Here is a 25,792-nt window from a genome sequence, read left to right on the forward strand (position 1 = left end):
CGTCCGATACCGGTCGGCGATGCGACTCCAGAGCGCATAAGCTACGAGCGCGTGAGGAAGGGCGCACCGGCCGGCTCGTCCGCGCATTTGCGCTGCGGCCGGTAAACGTCCGTCGCGACATGCGACAGACTATAGAGACGGGTCAAAGAGACTTGCGCAGATTCACTGCGGGAATTCTCAGTGCCTCGCGATACTTGGCGACAGTGCGCCGCGCAACTACGAAGCCTTGTTCCGCCAGCAGTTCGGCGATGCGGCTGTCTGAAAGAGGAGTTTTAGGGTCTTCCGCTCCTATCAGTTGCTTGATGAGGGCCCGGATCGCCGTGGACGATGCCGCGCCTCCAGTGTCAGTCGAAACATGCGATCCGAAGAAGTACTTAAATTCAAGCGTCCCGAATGGGGTGAGCATGTACTTTCCGGTCGTCACGCGTGAAACCGTCGACTCGTGTAAACCCAGCGTATCAGCAATTTCCCTCAAAACCAAGGGCCGCATGGCGATTTCGCCATGAGCGAAGAAGTTCTTCTGACGCTCGACAATGGCCTGCGCGACGCGAAGAATCGTCTCGAATCTCTGCTGAATATTCTTGATGAGCCAGCGCGCTTCCTGAAGTTGTTGCCGCAACGAACCGCTGCCCGGATCACCACGGTTGTTGCGCAAAATGTTCGCGTACAAGTGGTTGATACGCAGCTTCGGCACAATCTCCGGATTCAACTCGGCGGTCCACCCGCCAGACATCTTGCGCACGAGAATGTCCGGTACGACGTAATCGGCTTCGCTTTTGCCATAGGCAGCTCCTGGAAAAGGCTCCAATGACTTGATCAGCAAATGCGCGTCCCGCAGCGAATCGTCGCTCGCCTTCAGATGCTTGCGCAGACGCGTGAAATCTCGCGCGGCAAGCAATTCCAGATGATTGTTGACGATGTCCAGCGCAAGCGTGCGCGTGGGCGAACCATCCAGTCGCAGCAATTGCAGCTTCAAACACTCGGATGCCGAGCGGCCGCCCACACCGGGCGGATCGAAACTCTGCAGCAAGGCGAGTGCCGCGCTGAGTTCGTCGACATCGACTTCTAGTTCGGCGGGCAGATCGGCCTGGACTTCTTCGAGCGTGGCCGTGAGATAACCGTCTTCGTCCAATGACTCGATCAGGAACGTGATCAGCGCGCGATCGCGCTGGTTCGCCGACGTCATGCGCAACTGCGCGGTCAGATGGTCACGCAGCGTCGTGGTCGATTCGTGGATTTGCAGCGGCGGGAGATCGTCGTCGTCCGAGGCGTTATTCGAACGGCCATAGTCTTCGAGGTTCCACGAACTGGAATCCGCGCCGTTGTCGGAGCCCATGCCGTTGTATTCGTCGACACCTTGCGGCTCGCCGTTCTCCGAGCGATCGGAACTCGATGTGCTCGATGACGAGCCGTTGCTCATAATGGATTCGGGCGCCGAATTGTTCGAAGCGGGAGACGAGATCAGCGAGCCGTCTGCCGCGACGCGCAGCGGGCTTGCGATCCAGTCGTCCTCGTTCTCGAGCAGCGGATTTTGCGCGATGGCCATTGCCACTTCCTGCTGCAATTCGAGCGTCGACAACTGCAGCAGCCGGATGGACTGCTGCAGTTGTGGGGTCAGCGCAAGATGCTGCGATAGTCGGAGTTGGAGGCTGGCTTTCATGGCAAATTTTTATTCATTGTAGAGAGTTTGCCACGCGCGCGAAACCTCGCGGCGAATCCAAAAAAGCGTGTGCCGCCTCGGTGGGCGGCACGTAAAAATTGCACTTGCGACTTGATGCGGCGCGGTACGCGCGCCTTTCGTCCTACGCGTTACATGCGGAAATGCTCACCCAGATAAACGCGCCGCACGTTTTCATTCTCGATGATCTCGCTCGGCGCACCCGCTGCCAGCACGCTGCCATCGCTGATAATGTACGCGTGGTCGCAAATGCCGAGCGTCTCGCGCACGTTGTGGTCCGTGATCAGCACGCCGATGTTGCGCTGCTTCAAAAACTTCACGATCTTCTGGATTTCCAGCACCGCGATAGGATCGACGCCCGCGAACGGCTCGTCGAGCAGGATGAAGCTCGGGTTGGTTGCAAGCGCGCGCGCTATTTCAACGCGTCGGCGTTCGCCGCCCGACAGCGACAACGCCGGATTCTCACGCAGATGCGCAATCTGCAGTTCATCGAGCAGGGCTTCGGCGCGCTGTGTAATGGCGTCTTTGGACAGGCGTTTGCCCGTTTCGTCCGTCTGCAGTTCGAGCACCGCGCGAATGTTCTGCTCGACGGTGAGCTTGCGAAACACCGAGGCTTCCTGCGGAAGATACGACAAACCGAGATGCGCGCGCTGGTGAATGGGCAGAAGGCTGATCGAGGTATCGTCGAGCACGATTTCGCCTGCATCGAGCGGCACGAGGCCGACGATCATATAAAACGACGTAGTCTTGCCTGCGCCGTTCGGCCCGAGCAGACCGACGACTTCGCCGCTCTTCACATCGAGCGACACGTCTTTCACCACGGTGCGCGAGCCGTAACGCTTCTTCAGATTGCGCACGACCAGCGAGCTCGACTGGCCTTCCGGCTTACGGTGGGGCATGGCTGGCGAGTTCACTGCTGCGGCGTTCCCTTTAGAGTGTTCGACGGTGCAAGCGTGGCGGGCGGGCCATCCAGCGACGCCGCGTTGCCGCTGCGCGGCGCGAGCATGGCGCGCACACGGCCGGTCGGATTGCCTGGTGAGGCCACGTCCTTGCCAGCGGTTGCCGTGTAGAAGTCTTTCTGACCGTCGTAGGTGATGACGCTGCCGTGCACTTCGTCCTGCACCTTGGTCAGGCCTTGCAGGCGGCGCACGGTGGCGCGCGTCGTGAGTTTGGTGAAGTCGTTCTTGCCGTCGTAGTCGATACGAACCGCGTTGCCGTCGATGTACTCGTCGAGACCATCGCGCTTTTGACGGAAGTACGAGAGATTGTTGCCGGTCGAGGTGCCGGTCGCGTACTGATAGCCCTGTGGATCTTGCGTGACATCGACGCGATCCGCCTTGATGACGATCGTGCCTTTGGTCGCAACGACGTGACCGGTGAACACGTTCTTCTGGTTCAGGTCGTCGTAGGACATGTTGTCCGCTTCGATGTTGAGCGGCTTGTCGCGGTCGGCCTTTTCGGCGTGCGCCGCAGTTGGCAGCGCCAGCATCGCGGTGAGCGAAGTCAGCGAGACCAGGGCGGCCGCGAGCCCGGCCCGCACGGCGTGCGCGGTGCGGCGCGCGAACATTGCGCGCGTGTGGCCGCCATCGGGACGAGGGAAGCTTTGGTTCATGCAGTCACAAAATTCGGAAGGATTTGCCGGGATAACTAGGTTACTTTGACGAGCCGCCATTGATGTCCGACGCGGCTATCGCGCCGCGCACGTTACCAAAGAGCTTCATTTCCCGGGTCACGTTGTTGTAGTTCATGCCGTTGGCCGTCATCACGGACGGGCCGCGCTGAAGTCTAACCGGTTTTTCCGTCTCGATGACATCGTCGTTCACCAGCACACGAAAATGCTGCGAATCCGCCTGCATCTGCGGATCGCCGAAACCGGCTGCGCGCAGGATGCGGGCGTTGTCGTAGAGATCGACGATGGACACGTCGCCGTTCACCGTGCCGCGCTGCGCCGTCGCCGTGACGGTGGGCTTTTGCGGCTGGAACATGCGCATGGCGGGCAGCGTCAGGTCGCTGTTTTCGTCGTCTTCGTAATGCACCATGGACTTGGCCGTGAGGCGATACTGCGTCGTGCCCGAGGTATCGAGTTCGGAGACGGAAAAATTCTCGGCGAAGTAATCGGCGGTATGACGCTTTGGCTGCTCGGGCGCGGGCGCACCGGACGGCAGCGTGCTCTGCAGAAGCCAATAGGTGATGCCCGCGAGCGCCGCCATGGCGACGAGCGGCAGTAAGGAGGAGAAACGGCCGGGACGAGGCATTGGCTTATTCTCCGAGCGCCGCGGCGAGCAGCGCGTCGTAGCGGTTCTGCGCGCGCAAGATGACGTCGCAGACTTCGCGCACCGCGCCTTGACCGCCACGCGCTTCGGCCACGAAATGCACGCGTTGGATCACTTCCGGATGCGCGTTCGCCGGCGCGGCCGCGAAACCGCAGCGGCGCATCACGGCGAGGTCGGGCCAGTCGTCGCCCATGTAGCCGGCTTCGTCGGCGGCTATTTTGGTCGCGGCGAGCAACCCGGCGAGGGCAACGGTCTTGTCCGCGACGCCCTGATAAAGATGCGTGACGCCCAGTTCCTTCGCGCGCGCCGCGACGATGCCCGACTTGCGGCCCGTGATGATCGCCGTCTGCACGCCGACCGACTGAAGCATCTTCACGCCGTGGCCGTCGAGCGAGTTGAACGATTTCATCGCGTCGCCTTCTGCGGTGAAGAAGAGGCTGCCGTCGGTGAAGACTCCGTCGACATCGAAAATCATGAGCTTCACGCGGCTCGCGCGTTCGATAGCGGACGCGGCGGATGCGTCAGAAGCGGCGGAAGAAGGCGTTTGCGCCATCAGATCACCTTCTTGGAAAAGAGGTCGTGCATGTTCAGCGCGCCGATCAGTGTCGCGTCGGCGTCCACGACCAGCATCTGATTGATACGAAAGCGCTCCATCAGTTCCACGGCTTCGACGGCAAGATGGTCCGGACCGATCGTGCGCGGATTACGCGTCATGACATCGGCGAGTTTCAGCGCGCGGAAATCGCCGTCGCGCTGCAGGATGCGACGCAGGTCGCCGTCCGTGAAGATGCCTTCTACGTGACGATCGCCGTTGATGACCGCCGTCATGCCCATGCGCTTGGCTGTGATCTGAAAGAGCGCGTCCGATACCGTGGCGTCGAGCGAGACGACCGGCACTTCGTCGCCCACGCGCATCACGTCGCGCACATAAGTCAGGAGGCGCCGGCCGAGCGCGCCGCCCGGATGCGAACGCGCGAAATCCTCGGGACCGAAGCCGCGCGCATCGAGCACGGCGACGGCAAGGGCATCGCCCATGGCAAGCGCGGCCGTGGTGCTGGCCGTGGGCGCGAGATTCATGGGACACGCTTCCTTTTCGACGCGCACGTTCAGATGCATGTCCGCAAGTTGCGCGAGGCTGGATTCGGGCCGTCCCGTAATGGCGATGAGTTTTGCGCCAAGACGCTTGATGAGCGGCAAAATAGCGACGAGTTCCTCGGTTTCGCCCGAGTTGGACAACGCGATGAAGATGTCGTCGGCCGTGACCATGCCCAGGTCGCCGTGGCTCGCCTCAGCCGGATGCACGAAGAACGCCGGCGTGCCCGTGCTTGCGAGCGTGGCGGCGAACTTGCGCGCCACGTGTCCCGACTTGCCGATGCCGGACACGACCACGCGCCCGCGGCAGGCAAGCAGCGTTTCGACTGCGTTCGTGAAGTTTTCGTCGAGAAGTTCTGAAAGCCCGCGAACGGCGTCGGCTTCGATCTGGATCACGTCGCGAGCGAGTCCCAGTGCCCGGTCGCCATTGATTTTCGCTATCATGCGCGGAGTATAGCAAAGGCGTTTCTTCGCCGCGCCGCTCAAGGGCGTGACGCGCCGCCGCCTATCCGCCCCCGCAGGCCCCGGCGTCAGGGGCCTTTCCAAGACACCGTCGCGCGGCCTTCGCGCGTGCCGGAACGCCGACGAACGAGGACGCTGGACGGATGATTTCTCCGCTCGAAATGACGCTGTTGTTGCTGCTCTGCTCAGTGGCAGGCGTCGTCGTATTTCGCTTTTTCAATTTGCCGCCGATGCTCGGTTATCTGACCGTCGGCATTATCGTGGGTCCGCATGCGGCCGGCATCGCGCCGGATAGCGACCGCGCCCAGCATCTCGCCGAATTCGGCGTGGTGTTCCTGATGTTTTCCATCGGACTCGAATTCTCGCTGTCGAAGCTGCGCTCGATGCGGCGCATCGTGTTCGGACTCGGCGCGAGCCAGGTCGGGGCGACCATCGTGCTTGCGCTGCTGTTCGGGTGGATCGCCAATTTCTGGATTCCGATGTCCTGGCAGGCGAGCTTCGCGCTCGGCGGCGCGTTGTCGATGTCCTCGACCGCGATCGTCAGCAAGCTGCTCGCGGAACGGCTCGAACTCGAATCGGAGCACGGCCGCAACATCTTCGGCGTGCTGCTGTTTCAGGATCTGGCGGTGGTGCCGCTGCTCATCATCATCGCGGCGTTCGGCAACGGCAATTCGTCGCAACTCGCGATGTGGCTCGGCATCGCGGCGATCAAGATCGTGGTCGCGTTGACGGTGCTGCTGTTCATCGGCCAGAAGTTCATGACGCGCTGGTTCGATCTGGTCGCGCGCCGGCGCTCGCAAGAGCTCTTCATGCTGAACCTCTTGCTGGTGACGCTCGGCGCCGCGTTCATCACCGACAAGTTCGGGCTGTCGCTTGCGCTCGGCGCATTCATCGCGGGCATGTTGATCGCCGAGACACCTTACCGGCATCAGGTGGAAGAGGACATCAAGCCCTTTCGCGACGTGCTGCTCGGGCTTTTCTTCGTGACGACCGGCATGCTCCTGAACCCGCGCGTGATCTGGGAGCATCCGTTCCTCGTGCTCGGCTTTCTGATCCTGCCGATTCTGCTCAAGGCCGTGATGATCACCGGGCTCTCGCGTCTGTTCGGCGCGACGCCGGGCGTCGCCATGCGCACGGGTCTCGGGCTCGCGCAGGCGGGCGAATTCGGCTTCGTGCTGCTGAATCTGATTCTGGATTCGCATCTCGTCGATCCGACCATCCTGCAGGCCATTCTTTCCGCGATGCTGCTGTCCATGCTCGCCGCGCCGTTCATCATCCAGAACGCCGACCGGATCGTGCTGCGGCTGTCGTCGACGGAATGGATGCTGCAATCGCTGCAAATGACGAAGATCGCGACGCAAAGTCTCAAGCAAAGCGGTCACGTGATCATTTGCGGATACGGCCGCGCCGGGCAGAATCTCGCGCGCATGCTGGAGCAGGAAGGCATTTCCTACGTGGCGCTCGACCTCGACCCGGATCGCGTGGCGGCAGCGGCGGCGGCCGGCGAATCGGTCGTGTTCGGCGATGCCGGGCGCCGCGAATCGCTGCTCGCGGCGGGCCTGCATCGCGCGGCGACGGTCGCGATCACTTACGCGAATACGCCATCCGCGATGCGCGTGCTCCACAACATCCACGAACTCGCGCCCACCTTGCCGGTGATCGTGCGTACCGTCGACGACGCCGATCTCGAAAAGCTCACCGCAGCGGGCGCGACGGAAGTGATTCCGGAGATCGTCGAAGGCAGCCTGATGCTGGCGTCGCACACGCTCGTGCTGATGGGCGTGCCGATGCGCCGCGTCGTGCGGCGCGTCGAGGAAATGCGCGACGCGCGCTACAGCATGCTGCGCGGCTACTTCCACGGCGCCGATGACGATGACGACGACGATGGCCACGAGCAGGTGCGGCTACAATCCGTACCGATCGACGAGAAATCGGACGCCGTCGGGCATTCGCTCGACGATCTGGGGCTCGTCGGCAACGGTGTCGAGGTCACCGCGATCCGGCGCCACGGCATCCGGGGCGTCGAACCCGCCCCCGACACCAAGCTGCGCGCGAACGACATCGTCGTCTTGCGCGGCATGCCCGAAGGGCTCGCGCAAGCCGAAGAGCGGCTTTCGCGCAACCGCCGGGCAGCGTAACTTTTTCTCTTCATCGTCAAGGCGGGCGCGGCCTCACAGCGCGGACTTGGAGAAGTCATGTCCTTTACCCCTACGAACGTCACGCCGGACGCCGCGCGTTTCATCAAGGAGCGCGTGCGCACCGTCGAAAACTGGCCGCAGGCCGGCGTGCAGTTTCGCGACATCACGCCCGTCTTGCAGGACCGGCGTGCGCTGCGCACGTTGATCGACCTGTTCGTGCAGCGTTATATCGATGCAAAACTCGATTCGATCGCCGGTCTCGATGCGCGCGGTTTCATCATCGGGCCGATTCTCGCGTACGAACTGAGCCTTGGTTTCGTGCCGATCCGCAAGAAAGGCAAGCTCCCGTACAAGACGCTCTCACAGTCCTATGAGCTCGAATATGGCAGCGCGACCGTCGAGATTCACGAAGACGCGTGCAAACCGGGCGATCGCATCGTGCTCGTCGACGATCTGGTCGCGACCGGCGGCACCATGATGGCAGGCAAGATTTTGCTGGACCGGCTCGGTGCGGAAGTGGTGGAAGCGGCGGCGATCATCGACTTGCCGGATTTGGGCGGCTCGAAACTGCTGCGTGAAAGCGGCGTGCCGCTTTACACCGTTTGTGAATTCGCGGGGCATTGAGATGCCGAATTTCCTCCTCTTTCTTGCCGCATCGGTGGCGATTACCGTCGCGCCGGGGCCGGACAATCTGCAAGTGCTTGCGCGCGGCATCTCGCAAGGACGGCTTGCGGGCGTCGTGGCGGCGCTCGGCTTTGCGTGCGGCGTGATCTTTCACACGACGCTCGCGGCGCTCGGCATTGCGGCGCTCTTGCGCTCGTCGCCGATGGCGTTCGAGGCCGTGAAGCTCGCGGGCGCGGCTTATCTCGTGTGGATCGGCATCAAGGCTTTGCGCAGCCGTGGCATCGCGACCGCGCATGAACGCGCGAGCCAACCGCTTTCGACCGTGTTCCGGCAGAGCGTGATCGGCAACATGCTCAATCCGAAGGTCACGCTGTTCTTTATCGTGTTTCTGCCGCAATTCGTCGATCCGCACGGCGCGCAAAGCGTGATGCTGCAGATGTTCGAACTTGGCGGCGCGTTCATGCTGCAAACGGTCGTGGTGTTCTCGCTCTTCGGCATCGGCGCGGGCATGATCGGTTCGTGGCTCAAGCGCCGTCCGCGCGTGGGCTTGTGGCTGGATCGTGTGGCTGGCGCGACGTTCATCGCGCTCGGGATTCGCGTCGCGTTGAAGGATTGAGGCTGGCGCTTTCGAACGCTCACAAACGCCACGAACACTCACCAGCGCTCACCGAACGCTCACGAGCGCTCACCAACGCTCACCAACGCTCACCAACGCTCACCAACGCTCAAGCCGCGAGCGCGAAAGCCCAGCCTTCGATTCAATTGGCCGCGCTACAATTTCCGGCCTTTCACGGGCCGCCGAGCCTGCCGGAGCCTTCATGTCCCTGCCTTCGATCGCCGCTGCCCGCCATTTCGACGCCGCCCTGCATGTGCCTTTTCTGATCGGCGAGGAGCGCGTCGGCTGGATCCGCGCTTTCGATGTCGCATCGCTCACGCGCTGGCCGAACATCTTCGTAGTCGATGCAACCGCGGTGCGGCTGCATCCATCGCTGAACGACGTCGATGCGCGCACGGCCGCGCTTCACGATGTCATCGACACGCTCGCTCAGCAGGGCAAGATTCCCGGCTGGCGCAACGAAACCTACGCGATTCGCAACGACTTCCAAGCAGCGCCGCTCGCGTTCATCGAACGCGCGGCCTCGCGCTTCTTCGGCACGATGACTTACGCAGTGCATCTGAACGGCATCGTAAAATATCGCGATGGCGCGCCGCGGTTGTGGATCGCGCGCCGCAGCGATACCAAGTCCGTCGATCCCGGCAGGCTCGACAACGTGGTCGCGGGCGGCATCGGCTGGGGTATGGATATCGAGCCGACGCTCGTGAAGGAATGCTGGGAAGAAGCGGGCATGCCGGCCGAACTCGCGTCGACGGCCACGCCCGGCGGCACGCTCCACGTGCTGCAGATGATTCCCGAAGGCACGCAGGCCGAGCAGCTTTTCGTCTACGACATCGAGCTTCCGGACGACTTCACGCCGCAAAATCAGGACGGCGAAGTCGGCGAACATCGCCTGGCGCGCATCGAGGATGTCGCGCGCTGGATCGAGGAAGGCGAATTCACCGTCGATGCGACGCTCGCCACCCTCGATTGCCTGCTGCGCCACCGCTGGATCGACGAGGAAGCGTGCGAAGGCATCGCCGCGCTCTACACGCCGCCCTCGCTCTAACAATGATTAAGGAGTAACCGGGTCATGTCGACCGAACATAGTTTCATCCTGAAGTTGTCGTGCCCGGACCGTCCGGGAATCGTGCATGCCGTTTCCGGGTTTCTGTTCAATCTCGGCGCGAACATTCTGGACTCGGCGCAGTTCGGCGACAGCCACACCGGCGAGTTCTTCATGCGCGTGCATTTTCAGGAAGTCGGCGGCGATCCCGGCCTCGATGCGCTGCGCACGTCGTTCGGCGAACTGGCCGACACGTTCGGCATGCGCTGGGAGTTGCACGATGCATCGGTGAAGCCGCGCGTGGTCATCATGGTGTCGAAGATCGGCCACTGTCTGAACGATCTGCTGTTCCGTTATCGCACGGGCCAGTTGCAGATCGACATCGCGGCTATCGTGTCGAATCACAAGGATTTTTATCAGCTTGCCGCGAGCTACGACATTCCGTTCCATCATCTGCCGCTGCTCAACGGCACGCCGCAGGCGAAGGCCGCGCAGGAAGCGCGCGTGATGGAGATCATCGACCAGAACGATACCGACCTCGTCGTGCTCGCGCGCTACATGCAGATTCTCGCGACCGAAATGTGCGACAAACTCGCGGGCCGCGCGATCAACATTCATCACTCGTTCCTGCCGAGCTTCAAGGGCGCGAAGCCGTACTATCAGGCGTTCGATCGCGGCGTGAAGCTGATCGGCGCGACCGCCCATTACGTGACGTCCGACCTCGACGAAGGGCCGATCATCGAGCAGGAAGTGGAGCGCGTCGATCACAACATGACGCCGGATCAACTGACCGCCATTGGTCGCGATGTCGAATGCGTGACGCTCGCGCGCGCGGTGAAGTGGCATGTGGAGCATCGCGTCGTGCTGAATGGGAGCAAGACGGTGGTGTTCCGGTAAGCATCGCCGTCAAAACGAGAAACCCCGCTGAATTCAAAGATTCAGCGGGGTTTTTTATGTCGATGCACGCTTCAGACGAGCCGCAAATAAATCAGTTCGCGCTTGATATACGCGTAGAAAATCGGCGCGGCGATTACGCCCGGAAGACCGAACGCGGCTTCCATCGCGAGCATGGCGAGCAGCAGTTCCCACGCGCGCGCCTCGATCTGCCCGCCGATGATGCGCGCGTTCAGGAAATACTCGAGCTTGTGAATGACGATGAGAAAGCCGAGCGACGCCACCGCCGTGCCGAACGAAACCGACAATGAAATCCCGACAATGATGGTGTTGGAAATGAGATTGCCGATTACCGGCAGCAGACCGACGATGAACGTGATCAGCACGAGCGTCTTCGACAGCGGCAAACGCTCGTGAAAGAGCGGCAACGCGACCAGCAAATACAGCGCGGTGAAAACCGCGTTGATCGCCGAAATCTTGATCTGCGCGAAGACGATGCGGCGGAAGGCATCCGAGAAGCGCGACACGCGCGTGACGAGCGCGGTGGATAACGGCAACCGATGCGCCTGCTTCGGCGCTCCGACCGCGATGATCGCGCCAATGATCATGCCGATCAGAATATGCCCGAAGCCGCGCGCCATTTCCTTGCCGCCTTGCTGCAATTGCTCGGCGTGCTTGTGCATGAGGTCGGCGGCGCGGTCTTTCATCTGGTCGGCATCGACCGGGAGGTAATTGGCGATCCAATCCGGCACGCGCAGCCTTGCGTGCGACGTGATGCTCATCAACTGATCCAGCAATTTTTGCAGACTCGGCACGTCTTGCTGGAAGTGCTCGATGATGGCTATCGTCGCGAACGTGAGCCCGCCGATGATGATCGTGGAGATGATGACGACGGACACCAGCCGCGCGCCGCGGCTCATGACGTGCCGCTCGATCACGGGCGCGATCATGTGAACCAGTTGGAACACCAGCATGCCGGCGAGCAGTCCGCCCAGCAACTTCAGCTGCAAAACCAGGTACATACCCGCGAACGCCGCCAGATAGCTGCCGATCTCCACGGCGGACAACTTCTGCATGCTCATGTCGCTCGTCAGCCTGACGGGGCGCGCGGGAAGATCCCGTATGCGTCGCTCCTCGTTGGCCGCTTCGTTGCGCTTCGCCATGACTGCGTTCCTTTTCCCTGCTTGCGACGGTTATTCGTGCCGCGTATCGCGGCGCATTTCGAACGGCTATGGCGCGCGGCGCAAGTGACGCGCCGCAACCATGCTACGCCGCCGACTTGGGCCGTTGCAGCAAGGGTGCCAGATATCTGCCCGTAAAGCTCGCTTTCGATTTCGCGACCTGCTCGGGTGTTCCCTGAGCGATGATCTGGCCGCCGCCCGCGCCGCCTTCCGGACCGAGGTCGATGACCCAATCCGCCGTTTTGATCACGTCGAGATTATGCTCGATGATCACGACCGTGTTGCCCTGATCTCGCAGACGGTGGATCACTTCGAGCAGAAGCGCGATGTCGTGGAAGTGCAGACCGGTCGTCGGTTCATCGAGGATATAAAGAGTCCGACCGGTGTCGCGCTTGCTCAGTTCCAGCGAAAGCTTGACGCGCTGTGCCTCGCCACCTGAAAGCGTGGTCGCCGACTGGCCGAGCCGGATATAACCGAGGCCCACTTCCAGCAGCGTCTTCAGCTTGCGCGCGACGACCGGCACCGGCTTGAAGAACTCGTGCGCGGCTTCCACCGTGAGGTTGAGCACTTCGCTGATGTTCTTGCCCTTGTACTGAATGTCAAGCGTTTCGCGGTTGTAGCGCTTGCCGTGGCACACGTCGCAGGGCACATAGACATCCGGCAGAAAGTGCATTTCGACCTTGATGACGCCATCGCCCTGACACGCCTCGCAGCGTCCGCCCTTCACGTTGAACGAAAAACGGCCGGGATCGTAACCGCGCTCTTTCGCGGCCGGCACGCCGGCGAAGAGTTCGCGGATGGGCGTGAACAGTCCGGTATAAGTGGCCGGGTTCGAGCGCGGCGTGCGGCCGATCGGTGATTGATCGACGGCGATCACTTTGTCGAAGTGTTCGAGACCTTCGATGGATTCATACGGCGCGGGCTCGGTCGATGATCCGTACAAATGTTGGGCGACCGCGTGTTGCAGCGTGTCGTTGATAAGCGTGGACTTGCCCGAACCCGAGACGCCGGTCACGCAAGTCAGAAGCCCGACGGGCAAATCGAGCGTCACGCGCTTCAGATTATTGCCGTACGCCTCGACAATACGAAGCTGCCGCTCGTCCGGCGCGGTCCGCTCGGACGGATAACCGATAGTCCGCTTGCCCGACAAATACTGTCCCGTGATCGAATTCGGGTCTTTCTGCACCTGATTCGGCGTGCCTTGCGCGACGATCACGCCGCCATGCACGCCCGCGCCCGGCCCCATGTCGACGACGTAATCGGCCATGCGGATCATGTCTTCGTCGTGCTCGACCACGATCACCGAGTTGCCGATATCGCGCAGATGCTTGAGCGTGGCGATGAGCCGGTCGTTGTCGCGCTGATGCAGGCCGATGGACGGCTCATCGAGCACGTACATCACGCCGGTCAAGCCCGAGCCAATTTGCGACGCGAGGCGGATGCGCTGCGCCTCGCCACCCGAGAGCGTTTCGGCGCTGCGTTCGAGCGACAGGTAATCGAGCCCGACGTTATTCAGGAACGACAGCCGCGCGACGATTTCCTTGACCACCTTGTCCGCGATCTCACCTTTCGCGCCGTCGAGCCGTAGCGTCTGGAAGTAGCCGAGCGTATCGCGCAACGGCCAACCGCTGACTTCGTAGATGCCGCGAGCGTCATCGCCGGAACCGACTTTGACAAAACGCGCCTCGCGGCGCAGACGCGTGCCCTCGCAGGCCGGGCACGCCTGATTGTTTTGATACTTCGCCAGTTCCTCGCGCACGGCGGCCGAGTCCGTTTCGCGATAACGACGCTCCAGATTCGGCAGAATGCCTTCGAATGCGTGCTCTCTCACCGAAGCGCGCCCGCGCTCGTTGATGTACGAGAACGGAATGACCTGCTTGCCCGAACCGTACAAAAGCGTCTTGCGCACCTTTTCCGGCAGTTCCTCGAACGGCGCGTCGATGTCGTATTCGTAGAACGCCGCGAGACTTTGCAGCATCTGAAAATAGAACTGATTGCGCCGGTCCCAGCCCTTCACCGCGCCCGCCGCGAGCGAGAGCGAAGGATGCGCGACCACGCGCTTCGGATCGAAAAACGTGATCTGGCCCAAGCCGTCGCATTCCGGGCACGCGCCCATCGGATTGTTGAACGAGAAAAGGCGCGGCTCTAGTTCCGGCAGCGAGTACGAACAGATCGGGCACGCGAACTTCGAGCTGAAGAGCTTTTCGTTTTCGGTATCCATTTCGAGCGCGATCGCGCGGCCATCGGCGAGACGCAGCGCGGTCTCGAACGATTCCGCCAGGCGCTGCTTCATGTCCGGACGCACTTTAAGCCGGTCGATCACCACGTCTATGGTGTGCTTGTCGTTCTTCTTGAGCTTCGGTAGCGAGTCCACTTCATAGATTTTCGCGATGCCTTCGTTCGCCGTGCCGCCGCCCGAACGAATGCGAAAGCGGATAAAGCCCTGCGCCTGCATCTCTTCGAATAGCTCGACGTGCTCGCCCTTGCGATCCACGACGACGGGCGCGAGGATCATCAGCTTGGTTTCCTCGGGCAGCGCGAGCGCGGCATCGACCATCTGCGAGACGCTTTGCGCTTCGAGCGGAATCAGATGATCGGGGCAATAAGGTGTGCCGACGCGCGCAAACAGCAGTCGCAGATAATCGTGAATTTCGGTGACGGTGCCGACCGTCGAACGCGGATTATGCGAGGTGGCTTTTTGTTCGATCGAAATGGCCGGTGAAAGGCCTTCGATCAGATCGACATCCGGCTTTTCCATCAGCTGCAGAAATTGCCGCGCGTACGCCGAGAGGCTCTCGACATAGCGGCGCTGACCTTCGGCGTAAAGCGTATCGAATGCGAGCGACGACTTGCCCGACCCGGACAACCCCGTAATCACAATCAGCTTGTGACGCGGCAAGTCGAGATTGACGTTCTTCAAATTGTGGGTGCGAGCCCCACGAATACGAATTTCTTCCACGAGTCTCTTCCGGGTTCTTTCGGGGGTCTTTCGGCCGTCTTTTAGGTCGTGGCGCGGGGTTTCCTGCGACTACCGGACGACAAAGTAAGGGGGCTAAACCTGCTACTATAACGACTTTTGCAGGGTGCGGCGCCCGTGCCAAAAGGCTCTCGGGGCTCTCAGGGGCTCTCAAGGCTTCTCGGCGGCTTTCCAACGGCTTTTCCGTTTCCCAGGCGCCTTCGCGTTAATGGCCGCAGGTCGTGCGGCGCGCGAGCAGCCGTATGTCGCATATAGTGCCGTTTCGAGCCAGAACAAGGCGGCCGCGCCGCGCTCCCCACGCGTCAGGCCAGTCGCGACCCTCACCCATTTCCGTTCCTGATGTCCAATCCGTCTGCCATGTCCACACGTTTGTCCGCGCCCGAATTGCGCGCAACCGTGTCGCTCGCCGCGATCTTTGCGCTGCGCATGCTCGGCCTCTTCATGATCATGCCGGTGTTTTCCATTTACGCGAAAACTATCCCTGGCGGCGATGACGTGTTTCTCGTCGGCATAGCGCTCGGCGCTTACGGCGTCACGCAGTCCATGCTGTACATCTTCTATGGCTGGATTTCGGACAAGCTGGGCCGCAAACCCGTGATCGCATTCGGCCTGCTCGTGTTCGCGCTCGGCAGCTTCGTGGCGGCGGCAGGGCACTCCATGGCGTGGATCATCGCCGGACGTGTGATTCAGGGCATGGGCGCGGTGTCGTCGGCGGTAATCGCGTTCATCGCCGATCTGACTGAAGAAGAAAATCGCACCAAGGCCATGGCGATGGTCGGCGCGAGCATTGGCGTCTCGTTCGCGGTCGCTATCGTTGGCGCACCGATCCTGTTCCACTGGGTCGGCATGAGCGGCTTGTTCACGGTGATCGGCGTGCTGTCGATCGTCGCGGTCGGCGTGGTCTTGTGGGTCGTGCCGGACCCGCCCGTGCCGCCGGTTCACGTCAAGGCGCCATTCGCCGAGGTGCTGCACAACGTCGAGCTGCTGCGTCTGAACTTCGGCGTGCTGGTGCTGCACGCAACCCAAACCGCGCTCTTTCTCGTCGTGCCGCGCATTCTCGAAGCGGGCGGGTTACCGGTCGCCTCGCACTGGAAGATTTATCTTCCGGTGATGGGCCTCGCTTTCGTAATGATGGTTCCGGCAATCATCGCCGCCGAGAAGCGCGGCAAGATGAAAGCGGTCATGTTGAGTGCGATTTTTCTTATCCTGATCGGCCAGTTGTTATTAGGCGCGGCTCCCCATACGCTATGGTCTGTGGCCGCGATCCTGTTTGTGTACTTCTTGGGCTTCAACGTGCTGGAGGCGTCGCAACCTTCGCTTGTGTCCAAACTGGCGCCAGGCACCCGCAAGGGCGCGGCCGCCGGGGTGTACAACACGACGCAGTCTATCGGGCTCGCGCTTGGTGGCGTGATCGGCGGCTGGCTGCTCAAGCTGGATGGCCCGAGTGCGGTGTTCTTCTCGTGTTCGGCGCTGGTGCTGGCATGGTTGATCGTCGCGTGGAAAATGAAGGCGCCGCCGCGCAGGGTCGAGCGCGCGGCGTAGCGAATCTGTATTAATCATATTGAGGCAGTGCGATGTTTCCCGTCCTCTTCCGTGGAAGAGGGTTGAACTGATAACGTCGCATAACTGCTAGTGGGCAAGGAATTTACCGGAGAAATCATGGCATCTGTCAACAAGGTCATTCTCGTAGGCAATCTGGGCGCCGACCCGGAAACGCGCTACCTTCCGAGCGGCGACGCCGTGGCCAACATTCGTCTCGCGACGACCGACCGTTACAAGGAAAAGTCGTCTGGCGAGATGAAGGAACTCACGGAGTGGCATCGCGTGGCGTTCTTCGGGCGTCTTGCCGAGATCGTGAACGAGTATTTGAAGAAGGGCTCGTCGGTGTATATCGAAGGGCGCATTCGCACGCGCAAGTGGACCGATCAGGCGGGGCAAGAGCGCTATTCGACCGAGATCGTTGCCGATCAGATGCAAATGCTCGGTGGCCGCGGCGGAGCAGGCGGCGGCGATGACGGCGGCTACAGCCGCAGCGCGCCGATGGAGCGCTCAGGCGGCGGCGGTGGTGGTGGCGGCCGCGCGTCGGCAGGCGGGCGCGCTGCGGGCGGTGGAGCCGGTGGCGGATCGAGCCGTCCGAGCCAACCTGCGGGCGGCGGTTTTGAAGACATGGACGACGATATCCCGTTCTGACAACTCGCAACAAATTCGTTTGAACGCTAAGCCTCCGGCATTAATTGTCGGAGGCTTTTTTTTTATCAAATCTGCAAGGCGCTTTCCGAAATATAACTTCGAGGCTCTCCGCGATTCCCGCAGCCGTATAACGCTTCCGATTAACCGCGAATATGAGGCTTTATACGGACCAACGAAGAGTCATGACGGTGTAATCGGAGTAGTCCTATGGTGCGCGGCTTGTTTGCGTCCTACTTTGATTCATCCAGTTTAGAACGTTTAGTTACTCGCTGCTTTTAGGCATTCATTTATTGATTTCAGATGTTTACTCGATTTTATTGAGTTCGAGCAAACGTAACGAAAGAGAGACTTCGTTGATTGCATAAAGCAATAAATGCGTTCTGACCAAAATCTAAAAATCAACAACATCATTTAGAGGGGCGACTTTGAAACTTCGCGTAGTGCTGGCCGACGATCATCCTTTCGTGGTCCTTGGCGTAAAGGCGCTTTTCAAGGCCGACGAGGGGATCGATGTCGTCGGTGAGGCGAATAATGCGAGCAGCCTTGTGGTCGAACTCGCGAAGACGCCATGTGACGTGCTTGTCACGGATTTCGCCATGCCTGAGCCTGGGCCGGACGCGCTAGACGGATTACGGCTGATTCGTAGAGTCAGGCAAGAGTGGCCAAGCATCAAAATCGTCGTGCTGACGAGCGTCAGTAATGTCGCGATTCTTCGTTCTATTCTCAATGCCGGTGCCATCGGACTCGTGAATAAGGCGGAGGCTATTGAACTCGTGGCGACTGCCGTGCGCCATGCGGGAATCGATCGCCGTTATGTCAGTGGGTCTTTTGTTACCGCGTTAGCGGAAGCGGGCGCGGAAACCGAGTCATCACCAGAGGAACCGCGGCTTTCGCCCCGGGAAGAAGAAGTCGTTCGTTTGTTCGCCAAGGGTCGCACGATTACCGAAATCGCCAAAGCGTTGAACCGCGATGTGCGCACTATCAGTCGACAGAAGCGAGATGCGATGAACAAGCTCGGAATTAGAAACGACCCGGGTTTGTTCGCGTTTGTACGCGCTCAAGGACTCGGCTGAGTTATCGGTGTGGTGAGTTCGAATTCGGATGCATCTTATGTTTTTTAATGTTTCGGTATCCGATTCTTATCGGTGTCAAGAATGAATTTGAGTTCGCTCAACGCGTGAAGGTTTTAAGTGATGGAATCATTGAATGAAGGTCAAGTGTTCTCGCATGCCAGGAGAATTCGGTTAGCAATAGCGGACGATCATCCGCTCGTCATTCTCGCTATCGAACGGCTGGCTGGGAATTTTCCCAATGTAGAAGTGGTGAGTCGAAGCATCGATTCCACGCAGCTCGACGAGTGTCTGGCACGCGGTGAATGCGACGTGGCCATCGTCGACTTCTTCATGCCGGGGGGGCGCCATGGTGACGGCGTTCAACTCGTGCAGCACATTTCTGCGACTTATCCGAATGTGCACATCGTCGTGCTATCGCGCACCGATAACGCGACGCTCATCAAGCAGGCGCTGGACGCGGGCGCGCACGCGTTCCTCAGCAAAGAGGACCGGCTTGACCTCATCTACGTCGCGATCGTCTCGGTCATTGCCAACGAGACCTATCTCGGACCGGCAATTCGCCGTGCTTTGGCCATTGCAAATACGGAAAGTCACGCTCTGTTCATTCGGCAGAGACTGACTAGCCGGGAAATGGAAGTCATTGAAAACTATGCGCGCGGTGCCAACGTGACTGAGATCGCAAGGAAGCTGGGCCGTAGCGTAAAGACTATCAGCGCTCAGAAATGCGCCGCCATGCGCAAGCTGGATCTGTCCACGGACGCAGATCTGTATCGCTTCGTTGCGGACACGGACCTGATCTGACGCGCGCTTACAAGCAGCACTGCCGGCGGGCGTGGAGACGCACTGCCCTCGTTAGAAGGGCATGCCGGCTTTTACAATAAAAGAGACCAATGAAAACAAGAATGCCGCTGAGGGCAATCATCGCCGATGATCACCCGATAGTCGTGAAGGGTATCAAGAGCTATCTCGAACGGGACGGCGCCATCGAAGTAGTGGCGACGGCGCACGACACCCAAGAGCTGGCCGAAGCGCTGGATTCGACTGCTTGTGACTTCGTCTTTTCTGACATTGGAATGCAGGGGATGGAAGGTGAGAGCAGTTCCATCACATTTCTGAGGCGTTTTTCGAGTCGGATCGAGCGGCCGAGGCTGGTCGTTATCACCATGCTTTCACAAGCTCGAATGCTAGCGGGACTCATACGAATGGGCGTCGACGGTGTGGTCGACAAGCGCGACGGACTGGAGTCTCTCGAAACCGCAATTGCGGCCATCAGCGCAGGCAGACGGTTCGCCTCGCCGCTTGCCATAGATGCGTTGAGCAGCCTTCCAGAAACCATGCCCGCATGTGTCGGCGTATTGAGCCGGCGCGAGTGGGAAGTGTTTCGGCTGTACGCCAGTGGCATGGTGGTGCACGAGATTGCAAGCCGATTCGGACGAAGCAGTAAAACCATCGCTACCCAGAAACGCAGTGGCATGCGGAAGCTGGGCCTAAGTTCGGAGGCCGATCTCGTCGAGTATTTCAGGCAGGTGGGCCTCGTCTGACTGAAGCGGACGGTTGGCGTCATCAGAACTATTTAAGACGGTTCCGATGTCTGCGCCAACGGATGCGTATCAGACTCTACTGTTCGACGGCGCCTGCGACAGCCTGTGTCGCAGCGTACGCAAGTTTTCCGATGCGGTGTCCTCTCAACGACGCCGACTTTTACCTTTGTGAGATTCGATTTGAGTTCCGTCGTCGTGCGTTGCTGGTTTTTGCTCGTCGTGCTCCTGTCACCGTATTGCACGGTGGTTCGCGCGGACACTGTCGCGTCCGACGCGCGTGCAACGGCGGCAGATATCGCGCCCGCCAGAGAAAGCATTCCGCCTATCGATGCGGATGCCTTCATGTTTCGCGCTAACGACGCGCTCTCGAACGTTTATGTCTCGGCAGCGCCGTCCCGTGTTCTGAGCGTTACCGCACTGCGCCTGCTTCCTGCACTCATTGGCGTGCTGGCCGTTTTGATCGTCACGCTTCGGGCATTCGTCCTGTTGCAGCGGGAAATGCGAAAGCGTCTCAAGATCGAACAGCAACTCGCGACGCAGTTGAGCTTCCAGCAGACCATGATGGAAGTCGTGCCGTATCCGCTTGTCGCGAAGGACATGGACAATCGCTACGTCGCGGTCAACCGTGCGTTCGAGGAGGCCCTGGGCGTTCGCAGGACGGATATCGTCGGACAGACGGCGCTCGAAGTGGGCGCGTGGGGAGCAAAGCACAGCCGTTTGCTGCACGATCTCTCCGGTTGCACGCTCGCCACGGGCAAGCGTCAGGAAGTCGAGGCCGAGTTCTTCGACGAGTTCGGCAGATCGCGCTACGGCCTCTTTTGGACCGGTGCATTTCTGGCACCGGACGGCGAGCGAGCAGGCGTAGTCGGCACGATGATCGACATTACCGATATTCGCGACGCCGAGATGCACGCCCGTCGCACGGAGCGGCGCCTGCACGACGTCACGCGCTCGCTTCCCGCTGTCGTCTTCCAACTGCGGCGTGCGCGCGATGGCGCTTACAGCCTTCCGTATATCGACGGTGACACGCGGCAACTGCTTGGCCTCGATCTTGGAGCGTTGGCTAACGATCCGCTCAAGGTATTGCGTCAAGTCAACTCCGAGGACGGCGTGCGCCTGCTGGCGGAAATCGAGCGGTCATCGCTCACGCTCGAGCCCTTGCATACAGAATTTAGAGCCGTCGTCGGGGGCGTGACGCGCTGGTTTCGCGCAGACCTCGTCGCTCATTGCGAAGACGACGGCGCCGTGGTCTGGAGCGGATATTGGGTGGATGCGAGCGTCGAGCACGCGCGCGCTGAAGAGCTTGCGCGGGCGAGAGATATCGCGGAAGCCGCATCGAGAGCGAAGGACGATTTTCTCGCCATGATGAGCCACGAAATTCGCACGCCTATGAACGGCGTTCTGGGTCTCGTCGAAGTGTTCGAAAATACGCCGCTCAATCCGGATCAGTCGCAAATGCTCGGCATGATTCAGGATTCAGCCAGCGCTTTACTTCAGATTCTCGACGATCTCCTGGACTATTCGAAGATCGAAGCAGGCCGTCTGACGATCGAGCCGACCGCGATCGATTTGCGCGAACTCGTCGATAGCGCCGTCGGCTTGCTGGCGGGCAGGGCACACGAAAAGGGCTTGCGAGTGCGAGTCAATGTCGCGCCGGAAGTGGCGGCTACCGTGCAGGGCGACAGCGTGCGTCTGAGGCAGATCATCTTCAACCTGATGAGCAACGCGATCAAGTTCACCAGCGCTGGTGAAGTCGCTGTGCACGTACGGGAAGTGGGATCGACGGAGTCCACTCAGCTGCTCGAACTCTGCGTGAAGGACACGGGCATTGGTATCGCGTCCGAGGCGCAGGCGAGTCTCTTCGAGCCGTTCGTGCAAGCGGAAAAGTCCACTACCCGACGCTTCGGCGGTACGGGCCTCGGACTGACTATCGTCAATCGGCTCGTGGATTTGATGGGTGGCACACTGACGTTGCAGAGCGAAGTAGGCGTCGGCACATCCATGACGCTTCGCCTCGAAGTGCCGGTCGAGACATTGCAGTATCAGATCGACGGCTTGCGCGGCCGGCGAGGCATCGTGGCGATCGACGAAGAGCGCGTCGCCGACGCGTTGGTGAACTACGGACAGGCGCTCGGTCTGGTGCTTCAGCGCATTCCGTCGGATAGCCCGAGCCTGATGCTTCCGGAGACGTTCGAAGGCGTCGATATCGTATTTCTGAGCGATACGCACAAGGACAAGCTGCCGTTCGGATCCCGCGTCATTCACGCGACGGAAAAGCCGAAGCCAACGGGTTATCGTATTCTTGAAGACGATATTCGCGTCAGCATCAATCCCATCTCTTGGCGAGGGCTTGGCGCTGCCTGCGTCGCGGCCTTGACCGGCATGCCGCAGATTGCGGCGCGCGCGACAATGGGCCTCGAACCGAAGAAGGAAGCGCCCGACCGCGAGGATGCTTTGCGCAACGGCAGGCTCGTGCTCGTGGCGGAGGATCATCCGGTTAATCAGGAGTTGATTCGCCACCAGCTTTCGTTGCTCGGGTTCGCCTGCGATGTCGTGCAGGATGGCGTCGAGGCGCTCGCGGCGCTCGAACAAACGCATTATGGCTTTCTGATCACGGACTGCCATATGCCGAACATGACCGGCTATGAGCTGACGAGGCGCGTGCGCGCCAACGAAGCGGGAACAGCGGTCCGACTGCCGGTTCTCGGTATCACCGCTAGCACGGCGGCCGAGGAGCGCACCATGTGCCGCGACGCGGGTATGGACGATTGCCTCATCAAACCCACTCGGCTCGCGACGCTGCGCGAGCATCTTAACCGGTGGTGGTTGAAGGACACGATCGCGCCCGAACCGGATGGACGGGCAGTCGGCGGCGCCGAAGCAAGGCACGCGGAAGAAGATGAACTCGACCTTGAAGCGATGGCGCAACTCTGGGGCAGCGAGGCCACCGTCAAGGCGCTTCTCGATGCCTTCGTATCCTCGTTCCGCGACGATCTCGCCGCGCTCGAACCACTGGTCGCACGTGGCACGGTAGAACACTTGCGCGAATGGCATCATCGCGTGTCTGGGGCCGCGAGCGTGTTGCAGTATCGGCCGCTGCTTGATGCGCTGGAAACATTCAGGCGTGACTTGTCGAGTAAGCCACTTGCAATGCGTCGACGGGACGGAAATCTGTTGATCGTTCGCTGCAGGCAATTGCTCGAGCGCATAGAGGCGCAAGGCGCCGAGCTCGTTTAAGCGGTCGGATCACTCAAAGCGCGACGCGAATCAAATCGCGTCGCGCTTTTTCCTTTTAGTCGGAAAGACTGGCCGCGCCGATATCGGACGTCGCTCGGTCGCGGAAATGCGTCAGCGCAAAGTCGACGAATGAACGCGTCTTGGCCGATACGTGTCTGCGTCCCGGATAAACGATCGACACTTCCTTGTCCGCGTCGTTGAGCGTGTAGGCCGGCAGCAGGCGCACGAGCGCGCCCGCTTCGACGTCCTGCCGGACATAGCTCTCGGGCAATACGGCAATGCCCATTCCCAATATCGCCGCCTGCCGCAACATGGGTGAACTGTTCACCGTGTACGACGGGTCGATCGACACTTCCTCGAGCGAACCCGTCGGACTGGTGAATGACCACTTCGATCCGTGAATATCCGTGGACGGCGCAAGAAACTCGTGTTTGACGAGAGCGGCGGGCCGCGCCGGCAGGCCGCGGCGGGCGAGATAGTCGGGCGATGCGACGAGTGCCGCGGCGACCTTGAAAAGCGGCCGATTGATGAGCGTGCCGCTATTGACGAGATGCGGCACGACGATGCCGACATCGAAGCCTTCATCGACGAGATCGACCGGCCGATGGAGCAGCGTAAGACTGAGCTTCACGCTCGGATAGCGATCGCGATAAGCGCGCAGCATGGGCGTGAGTTCGAGCAAGGAAAACGATGCCGATGCAACGAGCTTGAGTGTTCCGGATGGATCGACTGAACTGTTCGCTACTGATGCCTCAATATTCTCGACGTGTTCGATCACTGTTCGGCAGCCATCGGCGTATTCCTTGCCCGCTTCGGTCAGCGACACGCTTCGTGTCGTGCGATTCAGCAAGCGGGTATTGAGATGCGCTTCGAGTAGCGAGACATAGCGCGTGACCACGGCGTTCGAAAGATCGAGCGCTGCGGCCGCGCGGCCAAAAGAAGATGTCTCCGCGACTTTGAGGAAGACGCGCATCGCCTGTAATTGGTTCATGAGCGGATGGCCTGACGAAAGCGTGAGCTGCGGGTGATCGATGCGAAGTCAGCAAGGGCAGGAGTGCCGCCTCGCGTGCGCGATGTTACGTAGCCCGATACATCTTGTGAATAGGATGACTCCGATGTCTTCTCGCTGTCGCTCGTCAGCCACTGTCGCATGTGTGCAACGATGCTGCGTCTGGTCCATCTCGTTAAAGAAAAAGCATTCGGGTAAGTACCAGATGTGTAAGCGTTAAGTCATATTGAAATTCTATTTTTTGATTTATTCGAAAGACCTTTTGCGTGTTCCTTGGTGGTCTCTGCAAAAAGCTGCGCCATACACTTTGGGCTGCCGAATATCGGTGTGAGGCTTTCTCCGGGGCTTCGATCCCAGATGTGCCGCGCCGCGGCCTTAAGCAACTCATCGAGTCTCGTGACTCAATCAAAGGAATTCGCATGAAAAAGAATCTTATCGGAGCCGCAGTGGCCGCTCTGGCTGCATCGTTCGCCACGGCTGCAAGCGCACAAAGCAGCGTCACGCTGTACGGCACGTTGGACGCAGGTTTCACGTTCGTGAACAACGTGCGCTCGGCACCGGGTTCGGACTACAACAAGGCAAGCGCATGGGGCGTCACTGGGAACAACGTGCAAGACAGCCGTTGGGGCCTGACGGGCGCTGAAGATCTGGGCAACGGCATGAAGGCAGTCTTCAGGCTGGAAAGCGGCTTCAACCCGGCAAACGGTAGCGGCGCCGGTGCTGCTCGCCAATCGTATGTCGGCATTTCGACGAACCAAGGCACGGTAACGTTGGGTCGTCAGAACGACGCCGTGGCTGACTACCTTGGTCCTTTGAGCGCAACGGGCACGTTCGGCGGCACGTACTTCGCGCACCCGGACAACCTGGATAACCTGGACGGCAACAACTTCCGTCTCAGCAACTCGGTCAAGTTCCAGAGCGCCAACTATGCTGGTCTGACGTTCGGCGGCGAGTACGGCTTCTCGAACTCGGCAGGCAGCTTCGCGGCGAATCGCGCGTACAGCCTGGGTGCTGGCTACGCTAACGGCCCGATCAAGGCTGGCATTGCTTACACGCAAGCAAACGGCATCAACAGTAACAACGTCGGCGCGATCAACGGTGCTACGGTCGTTCCGCATGTCGTCGGTGACGCGTTTGTAGCAGCCGGTCAGCCGGCAGAGGCAGCAGAAGCCGCATTCGGCACGATCCGTCAACGTACGTTCGGCGCAGGCGCCAGCTACTCGACGAATGCTATGCAATTCGGCCTGCTGTGGACGCAAGTTCGTCAAGACGGCAGCAACTTCGACGCTACGGCCGTCACGAACAACTACGAAGCAAACGCTCGTTACGCTCTGACGCCGGCGCTGTCGCTGGGTGCGGCCTACACGTTCACCAACCAGAAGCTGGGTGCCGCAGGCGAATCGACGCGCGTTCGCTATCACCAGTTCGGCTTGCAGACCGACTACGCGTTGTCCAAGCGTACGGACGTCTACGCTGAAGGCGTGATGCAAATTGCAAGCGGTCTGCCGGAAAACGAATACCCGTCGGCTCAAATCAGCGGTGCAGCAGCATCGTCGAGCAGCCGTCAGGTTCTCGTGACGGCTGGTATCCGTCACCGCTTCTAAAGCGGGCTGAGTTGTAAGCAGTAGCTAGCTAGCAGTAGAAAGAAAAGGGGGGGGGGGGGGGGGGGGGGGGGGTGGGGGGGGGGGGCCCGCGTACGCGGGCACACAAACAATAACAGAAATCTATACCAAATCCATCTAGTAATAGAATGAACAAAAAA

21 protein-coding genes are annotated in these 25,792 nt (G+C 60.5%); 12 read left to right on the top strand and 9 right to left on the bottom strand.

Annotated elements, in window-relative coordinates:
• Nucleotides 1-142 precede the first annotated feature (142 nt).
• The 6 genes from NCR98_RS01490 to kdsD all read right to left on the bottom strand — a co-directional run bounded on the left by NCR98_RS01490 (nt 143) and on the right by kdsD (nt 5,487).
• Complete coding sequence (locus NCR98_RS01490; RefSeq protein ID WP_250525343.1) at nt 143-1,660, bottom strand: RNA polymerase factor sigma-54; 1,518 nt, start codon at nt 1,658-1,660, stop codon at nt 143-145.
• 149 nt (nt 1,661-1,809) lie between these two features.
• A complete protein-coding gene (gene lptB / locus NCR98_RS01495) occupies nt 1,810-2,577 on the bottom strand; it encodes an LPS export ABC transporter ATP-binding protein (protein ID WP_244826923.1) in 768 nt (255 codons plus the stop codon).
• Nucleotides 2,578-2,588: 11 nt separating this feature from the next.
• Nucleotides 2,589-3,290 (bottom strand): lipopolysaccharide transport periplasmic protein LptA, encoded by a 702-nt coding sequence (gene lptA / locus NCR98_RS01500; RefSeq protein ID WP_244826924.1) that lies wholly within the window; start codon nt 3,288-3,290, stop codon nt 2,589-2,591.
• A 40-nt stretch (nt 3,291-3,330) separates the two neighbouring features.
• Nucleotides 3,331-3,933, bottom strand: coding sequence for an LPS export ABC transporter periplasmic protein LptC (gene lptC, locus NCR98_RS01505; RefSeq protein ID WP_244826925.1), 603 nt, complete (start codon nt 3,931-3,933; stop codon nt 3,331-3,333).
• 4 nt (nt 3,934-3,937) lie between these two features.
• Nucleotides 3,938-4,504, bottom strand: a complete 567-nt coding sequence (locus NCR98_RS01510; protein ID WP_250525344.1) for a KdsC family phosphatase — start codon at nt 4,502-4,504, stop codon at nt 3,938-3,940.
• Nucleotides 4,504-5,487, bottom strand: a complete 984-nt coding sequence (kdsD, locus tag NCR98_RS01515) for an arabinose 5-phosphate isomerase KdsD (protein WP_244826927.1) — start codon at nt 5,485-5,487, stop codon at nt 4,504-4,506. The genes NCR98_RS01510 and kdsD overlap by 1 nt, the downstream gene beginning before the upstream one ends.
• A gap of 161 nt (nt 5,488-5,648) precedes the next feature.
• Between kdsD and NCR98_RS01520 the strand changes: the two genes are divergently transcribed.
• The 5 genes from NCR98_RS01520 (at nt 5,649) to purU (ending at nt 10,825) form a co-directional block, all read left to right on the top strand.
• On the top strand, nt 5,649-7,643 hold the full coding sequence (locus tag NCR98_RS01520; RefSeq protein ID WP_250462867.1) for a monovalent cation:proton antiporter family protein: 1,995 nt from the start codon (nt 5,649-5,651) through the stop codon (nt 7,641-7,643).
• Between the two features lie 57 nt (nt 7,644-7,700).
• Complete coding sequence (locus tag NCR98_RS01525; protein ID WP_244826929.1) at nt 7,701-8,267, top strand: adenine phosphoribosyltransferase; 567 nt, start codon at nt 7,701-7,703, stop codon at nt 8,265-8,267.
• 1 nt (nt 8,268) lies between these two features.
• Nucleotides 8,269-8,883, top strand: coding sequence for a LysE family translocator (locus tag NCR98_RS01530; protein ID WP_250525345.1), 615 nt, complete (start codon nt 8,269-8,271; stop codon nt 8,881-8,883).
• A gap of 202 nt (nt 8,884-9,085) precedes the next feature.
• Nucleotides 9,086-9,931, top strand: coding sequence for an NUDIX hydrolase (locus NCR98_RS01535; RefSeq protein ID WP_250525346.1), 846 nt, complete (start codon nt 9,086-9,088; stop codon nt 9,929-9,931).
• A gap of 24 nt (nt 9,932-9,955) precedes the next feature.
• On the top strand, nt 9,956-10,825 hold the full coding sequence (gene purU, locus NCR98_RS01540; protein ID WP_250525347.1) for a formyltetrahydrofolate deformylase: 870 nt from the start codon (nt 9,956-9,958) through the stop codon (nt 10,823-10,825).
• Between the two features lie 71 nt (nt 10,826-10,896).
• Here the strand turns inward: purU and NCR98_RS01545 are convergent, their stop codons facing one another.
• Nucleotides 10,897-11,985: an AI-2E family transporter gene (locus NCR98_RS01545; protein WP_250525348.1), complete on the bottom strand. Its 1,089-nt coding sequence runs from the start codon at nt 11,983-11,985 to the stop codon at nt 10,897-10,899.
• 103 nt (nt 11,986-12,088) lie between these two features.
• Nucleotides 12,089-14,962, bottom strand: coding sequence for an excinuclease ABC subunit UvrA (uvrA, locus tag NCR98_RS01550; protein WP_250525349.1), 2,874 nt, complete (start codon nt 14,960-14,962; stop codon nt 12,089-12,091).
• A gap of 357 nt (nt 14,963-15,319) precedes the next feature.
• Between uvrA and NCR98_RS01555 the strand changes: the two genes are divergently transcribed.
• The 6 genes from NCR98_RS01555 (at nt 15,320) to NCR98_RS01580 (ending at nt 23,021) form a co-directional block, all read left to right on the top strand.
• A complete protein-coding gene (locus NCR98_RS01555; protein ID WP_250525350.1) occupies nt 15,320-16,522 on the top strand; it encodes an MFS transporter in 1,203 nt (400 codons plus the stop codon).
• Between the two features lie 117 nt (nt 16,523-16,639).
• Nucleotides 16,640-17,170: a single-stranded DNA-binding protein gene (locus NCR98_RS01560; protein WP_250525351.1), complete on the top strand. Its 531-nt coding sequence runs from the start codon at nt 16,640-16,642 to the stop codon at nt 17,168-17,170.
• A gap of 425 nt (nt 17,171-17,595) precedes the next feature.
• Nucleotides 17,596-18,243: a response regulator gene (locus NCR98_RS01565; protein ID WP_250525352.1), complete on the top strand. Its 648-nt coding sequence runs from the start codon at nt 17,596-17,598 to the stop codon at nt 18,241-18,243.
• Between the two features lie 120 nt (nt 18,244-18,363).
• Entirely contained in the window at nt 18,364-19,044 is a 681-nt protein-coding gene (locus NCR98_RS01570; protein WP_250525353.1) for a response regulator, read from the top strand.
• An 89-nt stretch (nt 19,045-19,133) separates the two neighbouring features.
• A complete protein-coding gene (locus tag NCR98_RS01575; protein WP_250462890.1) occupies nt 19,134-19,784 on the top strand; it encodes a response regulator in 651 nt (216 codons plus the stop codon).
• A gap of 180 nt (nt 19,785-19,964) precedes the next feature.
• The gene (locus NCR98_RS01580) at nt 19,965-23,021 is read left to right on the top strand and encodes an ATP-binding protein (RefSeq protein WP_350029493.1); all 3,057 of its coding nucleotides are present in this window, start codon (nt 19,965-19,967) and stop codon (nt 23,019-23,021) included.
• Nucleotides 23,022-23,076: 55 nt separating this feature from the next.
• On the opposite strand, the gene NCR98_RS01585 is transcribed toward NCR98_RS01580, so the two are convergent.
• Entirely contained in the window at nt 23,077-24,012 is a 936-nt protein-coding gene (locus tag NCR98_RS01585) for a LysR family transcriptional regulator (RefSeq protein WP_250525354.1), read from the bottom strand.
• Nucleotides 24,013-24,449: 437 nt separating this feature from the next.
• Between NCR98_RS01585 and NCR98_RS01590 the strand changes: the two genes are divergently transcribed.
• Nucleotides 24,450-25,634, top strand: a complete 1,185-nt coding sequence (locus NCR98_RS01590) for a porin (RefSeq protein WP_284503747.1) — start codon at nt 24,450-24,452, stop codon at nt 25,632-25,634.
• Nucleotides 25,635-25,792: the final 158 nt, after the last annotated feature.

The sequence above is a fragment of the Caballeronia sp. GAWG2-1 genome (assembly GCF_023631405.1).
Classification (GTDB): Bacteria; Pseudomonadota; Gammaproteobacteria; order Burkholderiales; family Burkholderiaceae; genus Caballeronia.

Coding starts and splice junctions, on each gene's coding strand:
- NCR98_RS01490 (WP_250525343.1), bottom strand. CDS start 1,660: ATGAAAGCCAGCCTCCAACTCCGACTATCGCAGCATCTTGCGCTGACC.
- lptB (WP_244826923.1), bottom strand. CDS start 2,577: ATGCCCCACCGTAAGCCGGAAGGCCAGTCGAGCTCGCTGGTCGTGCGC.
- lptA (WP_244826924.1), bottom strand. CDS start 3,290: ATGAACCAAAGCTTCCCTCGTCCCGATGGCGGCCACACGCGCGCAATG.
- lptC (WP_244826925.1), bottom strand. CDS start 3,933: ATGCCTCGTCCCGGCCGTTTCTCCTCCTTACTGCCGCTCGTCGCCATG.
- NCR98_RS01510 (WP_250525344.1), bottom strand. CDS start 4,504: ATGGCGCAAACGCCTTCTTCCGCCGCTTCTGACGCATCCGCCGCGTCC.
- kdsD (WP_244826927.1), bottom strand. CDS start 5,487: ATGATAGCGAAAATCAATGGCGACCGGGCACTGGGACTCGCTCGCGAC.
- NCR98_RS01520 (WP_250462867.1), top strand. CDS start 5,649: ATGATTTCTCCGCTCGAAATGACGCTGTTGTTGCTGCTCTGCTCAGTG.
- NCR98_RS01525 (WP_244826929.1), top strand. CDS start 7,701: ATGTCCTTTACCCCTACGAACGTCACGCCGGACGCCGCGCGTTTCATC.
- NCR98_RS01530 (WP_250525345.1), top strand. CDS start 8,269: ATGCCGAATTTCCTCCTCTTTCTTGCCGCATCGGTGGCGATTACCGTC.
- NCR98_RS01535 (WP_250525346.1), top strand. CDS start 9,086: ATGTCCCTGCCTTCGATCGCCGCTGCCCGCCATTTCGACGCCGCCCTG.
- purU (WP_250525347.1), top strand. CDS start 9,956: ATGTCGACCGAACATAGTTTCATCCTGAAGTTGTCGTGCCCGGACCGT.
- NCR98_RS01545 (WP_250525348.1), bottom strand. CDS start 11,985: ATGGCGAAGCGCAACGAAGCGGCCAACGAGGAGCGACGCATACGGGAT.
- NCR98_RS01555 (WP_250525350.1), top strand. CDS start 15,320: ATGTCCAATCCGTCTGCCATGTCCACACGTTTGTCCGCGCCCGAATTG.
- NCR98_RS01560 (WP_250525351.1), top strand. CDS start 16,640: ATGGCATCTGTCAACAAGGTCATTCTCGTAGGCAATCTGGGCGCCGAC.
- NCR98_RS01570 (WP_250525353.1), top strand. CDS start 18,364: ATGGAATCATTGAATGAAGGTCAAGTGTTCTCGCATGCCAGGAGAATT.
- NCR98_RS01575 (WP_250462890.1), top strand. CDS start 19,134: ATGAAAACAAGAATGCCGCTGAGGGCAATCATCGCCGATGATCACCCG.
- NCR98_RS01585 (WP_250525354.1), bottom strand. CDS start 24,012: ATGAACCAATTACAGGCGATGCGCGTCTTCCTCAAAGTCGCGGAGACA.
- NCR98_RS01590 (WP_284503747.1), top strand. CDS start 24,450: ATGAAAAAGAATCTTATCGGAGCCGCAGTGGCCGCTCTGGCTGCATCG.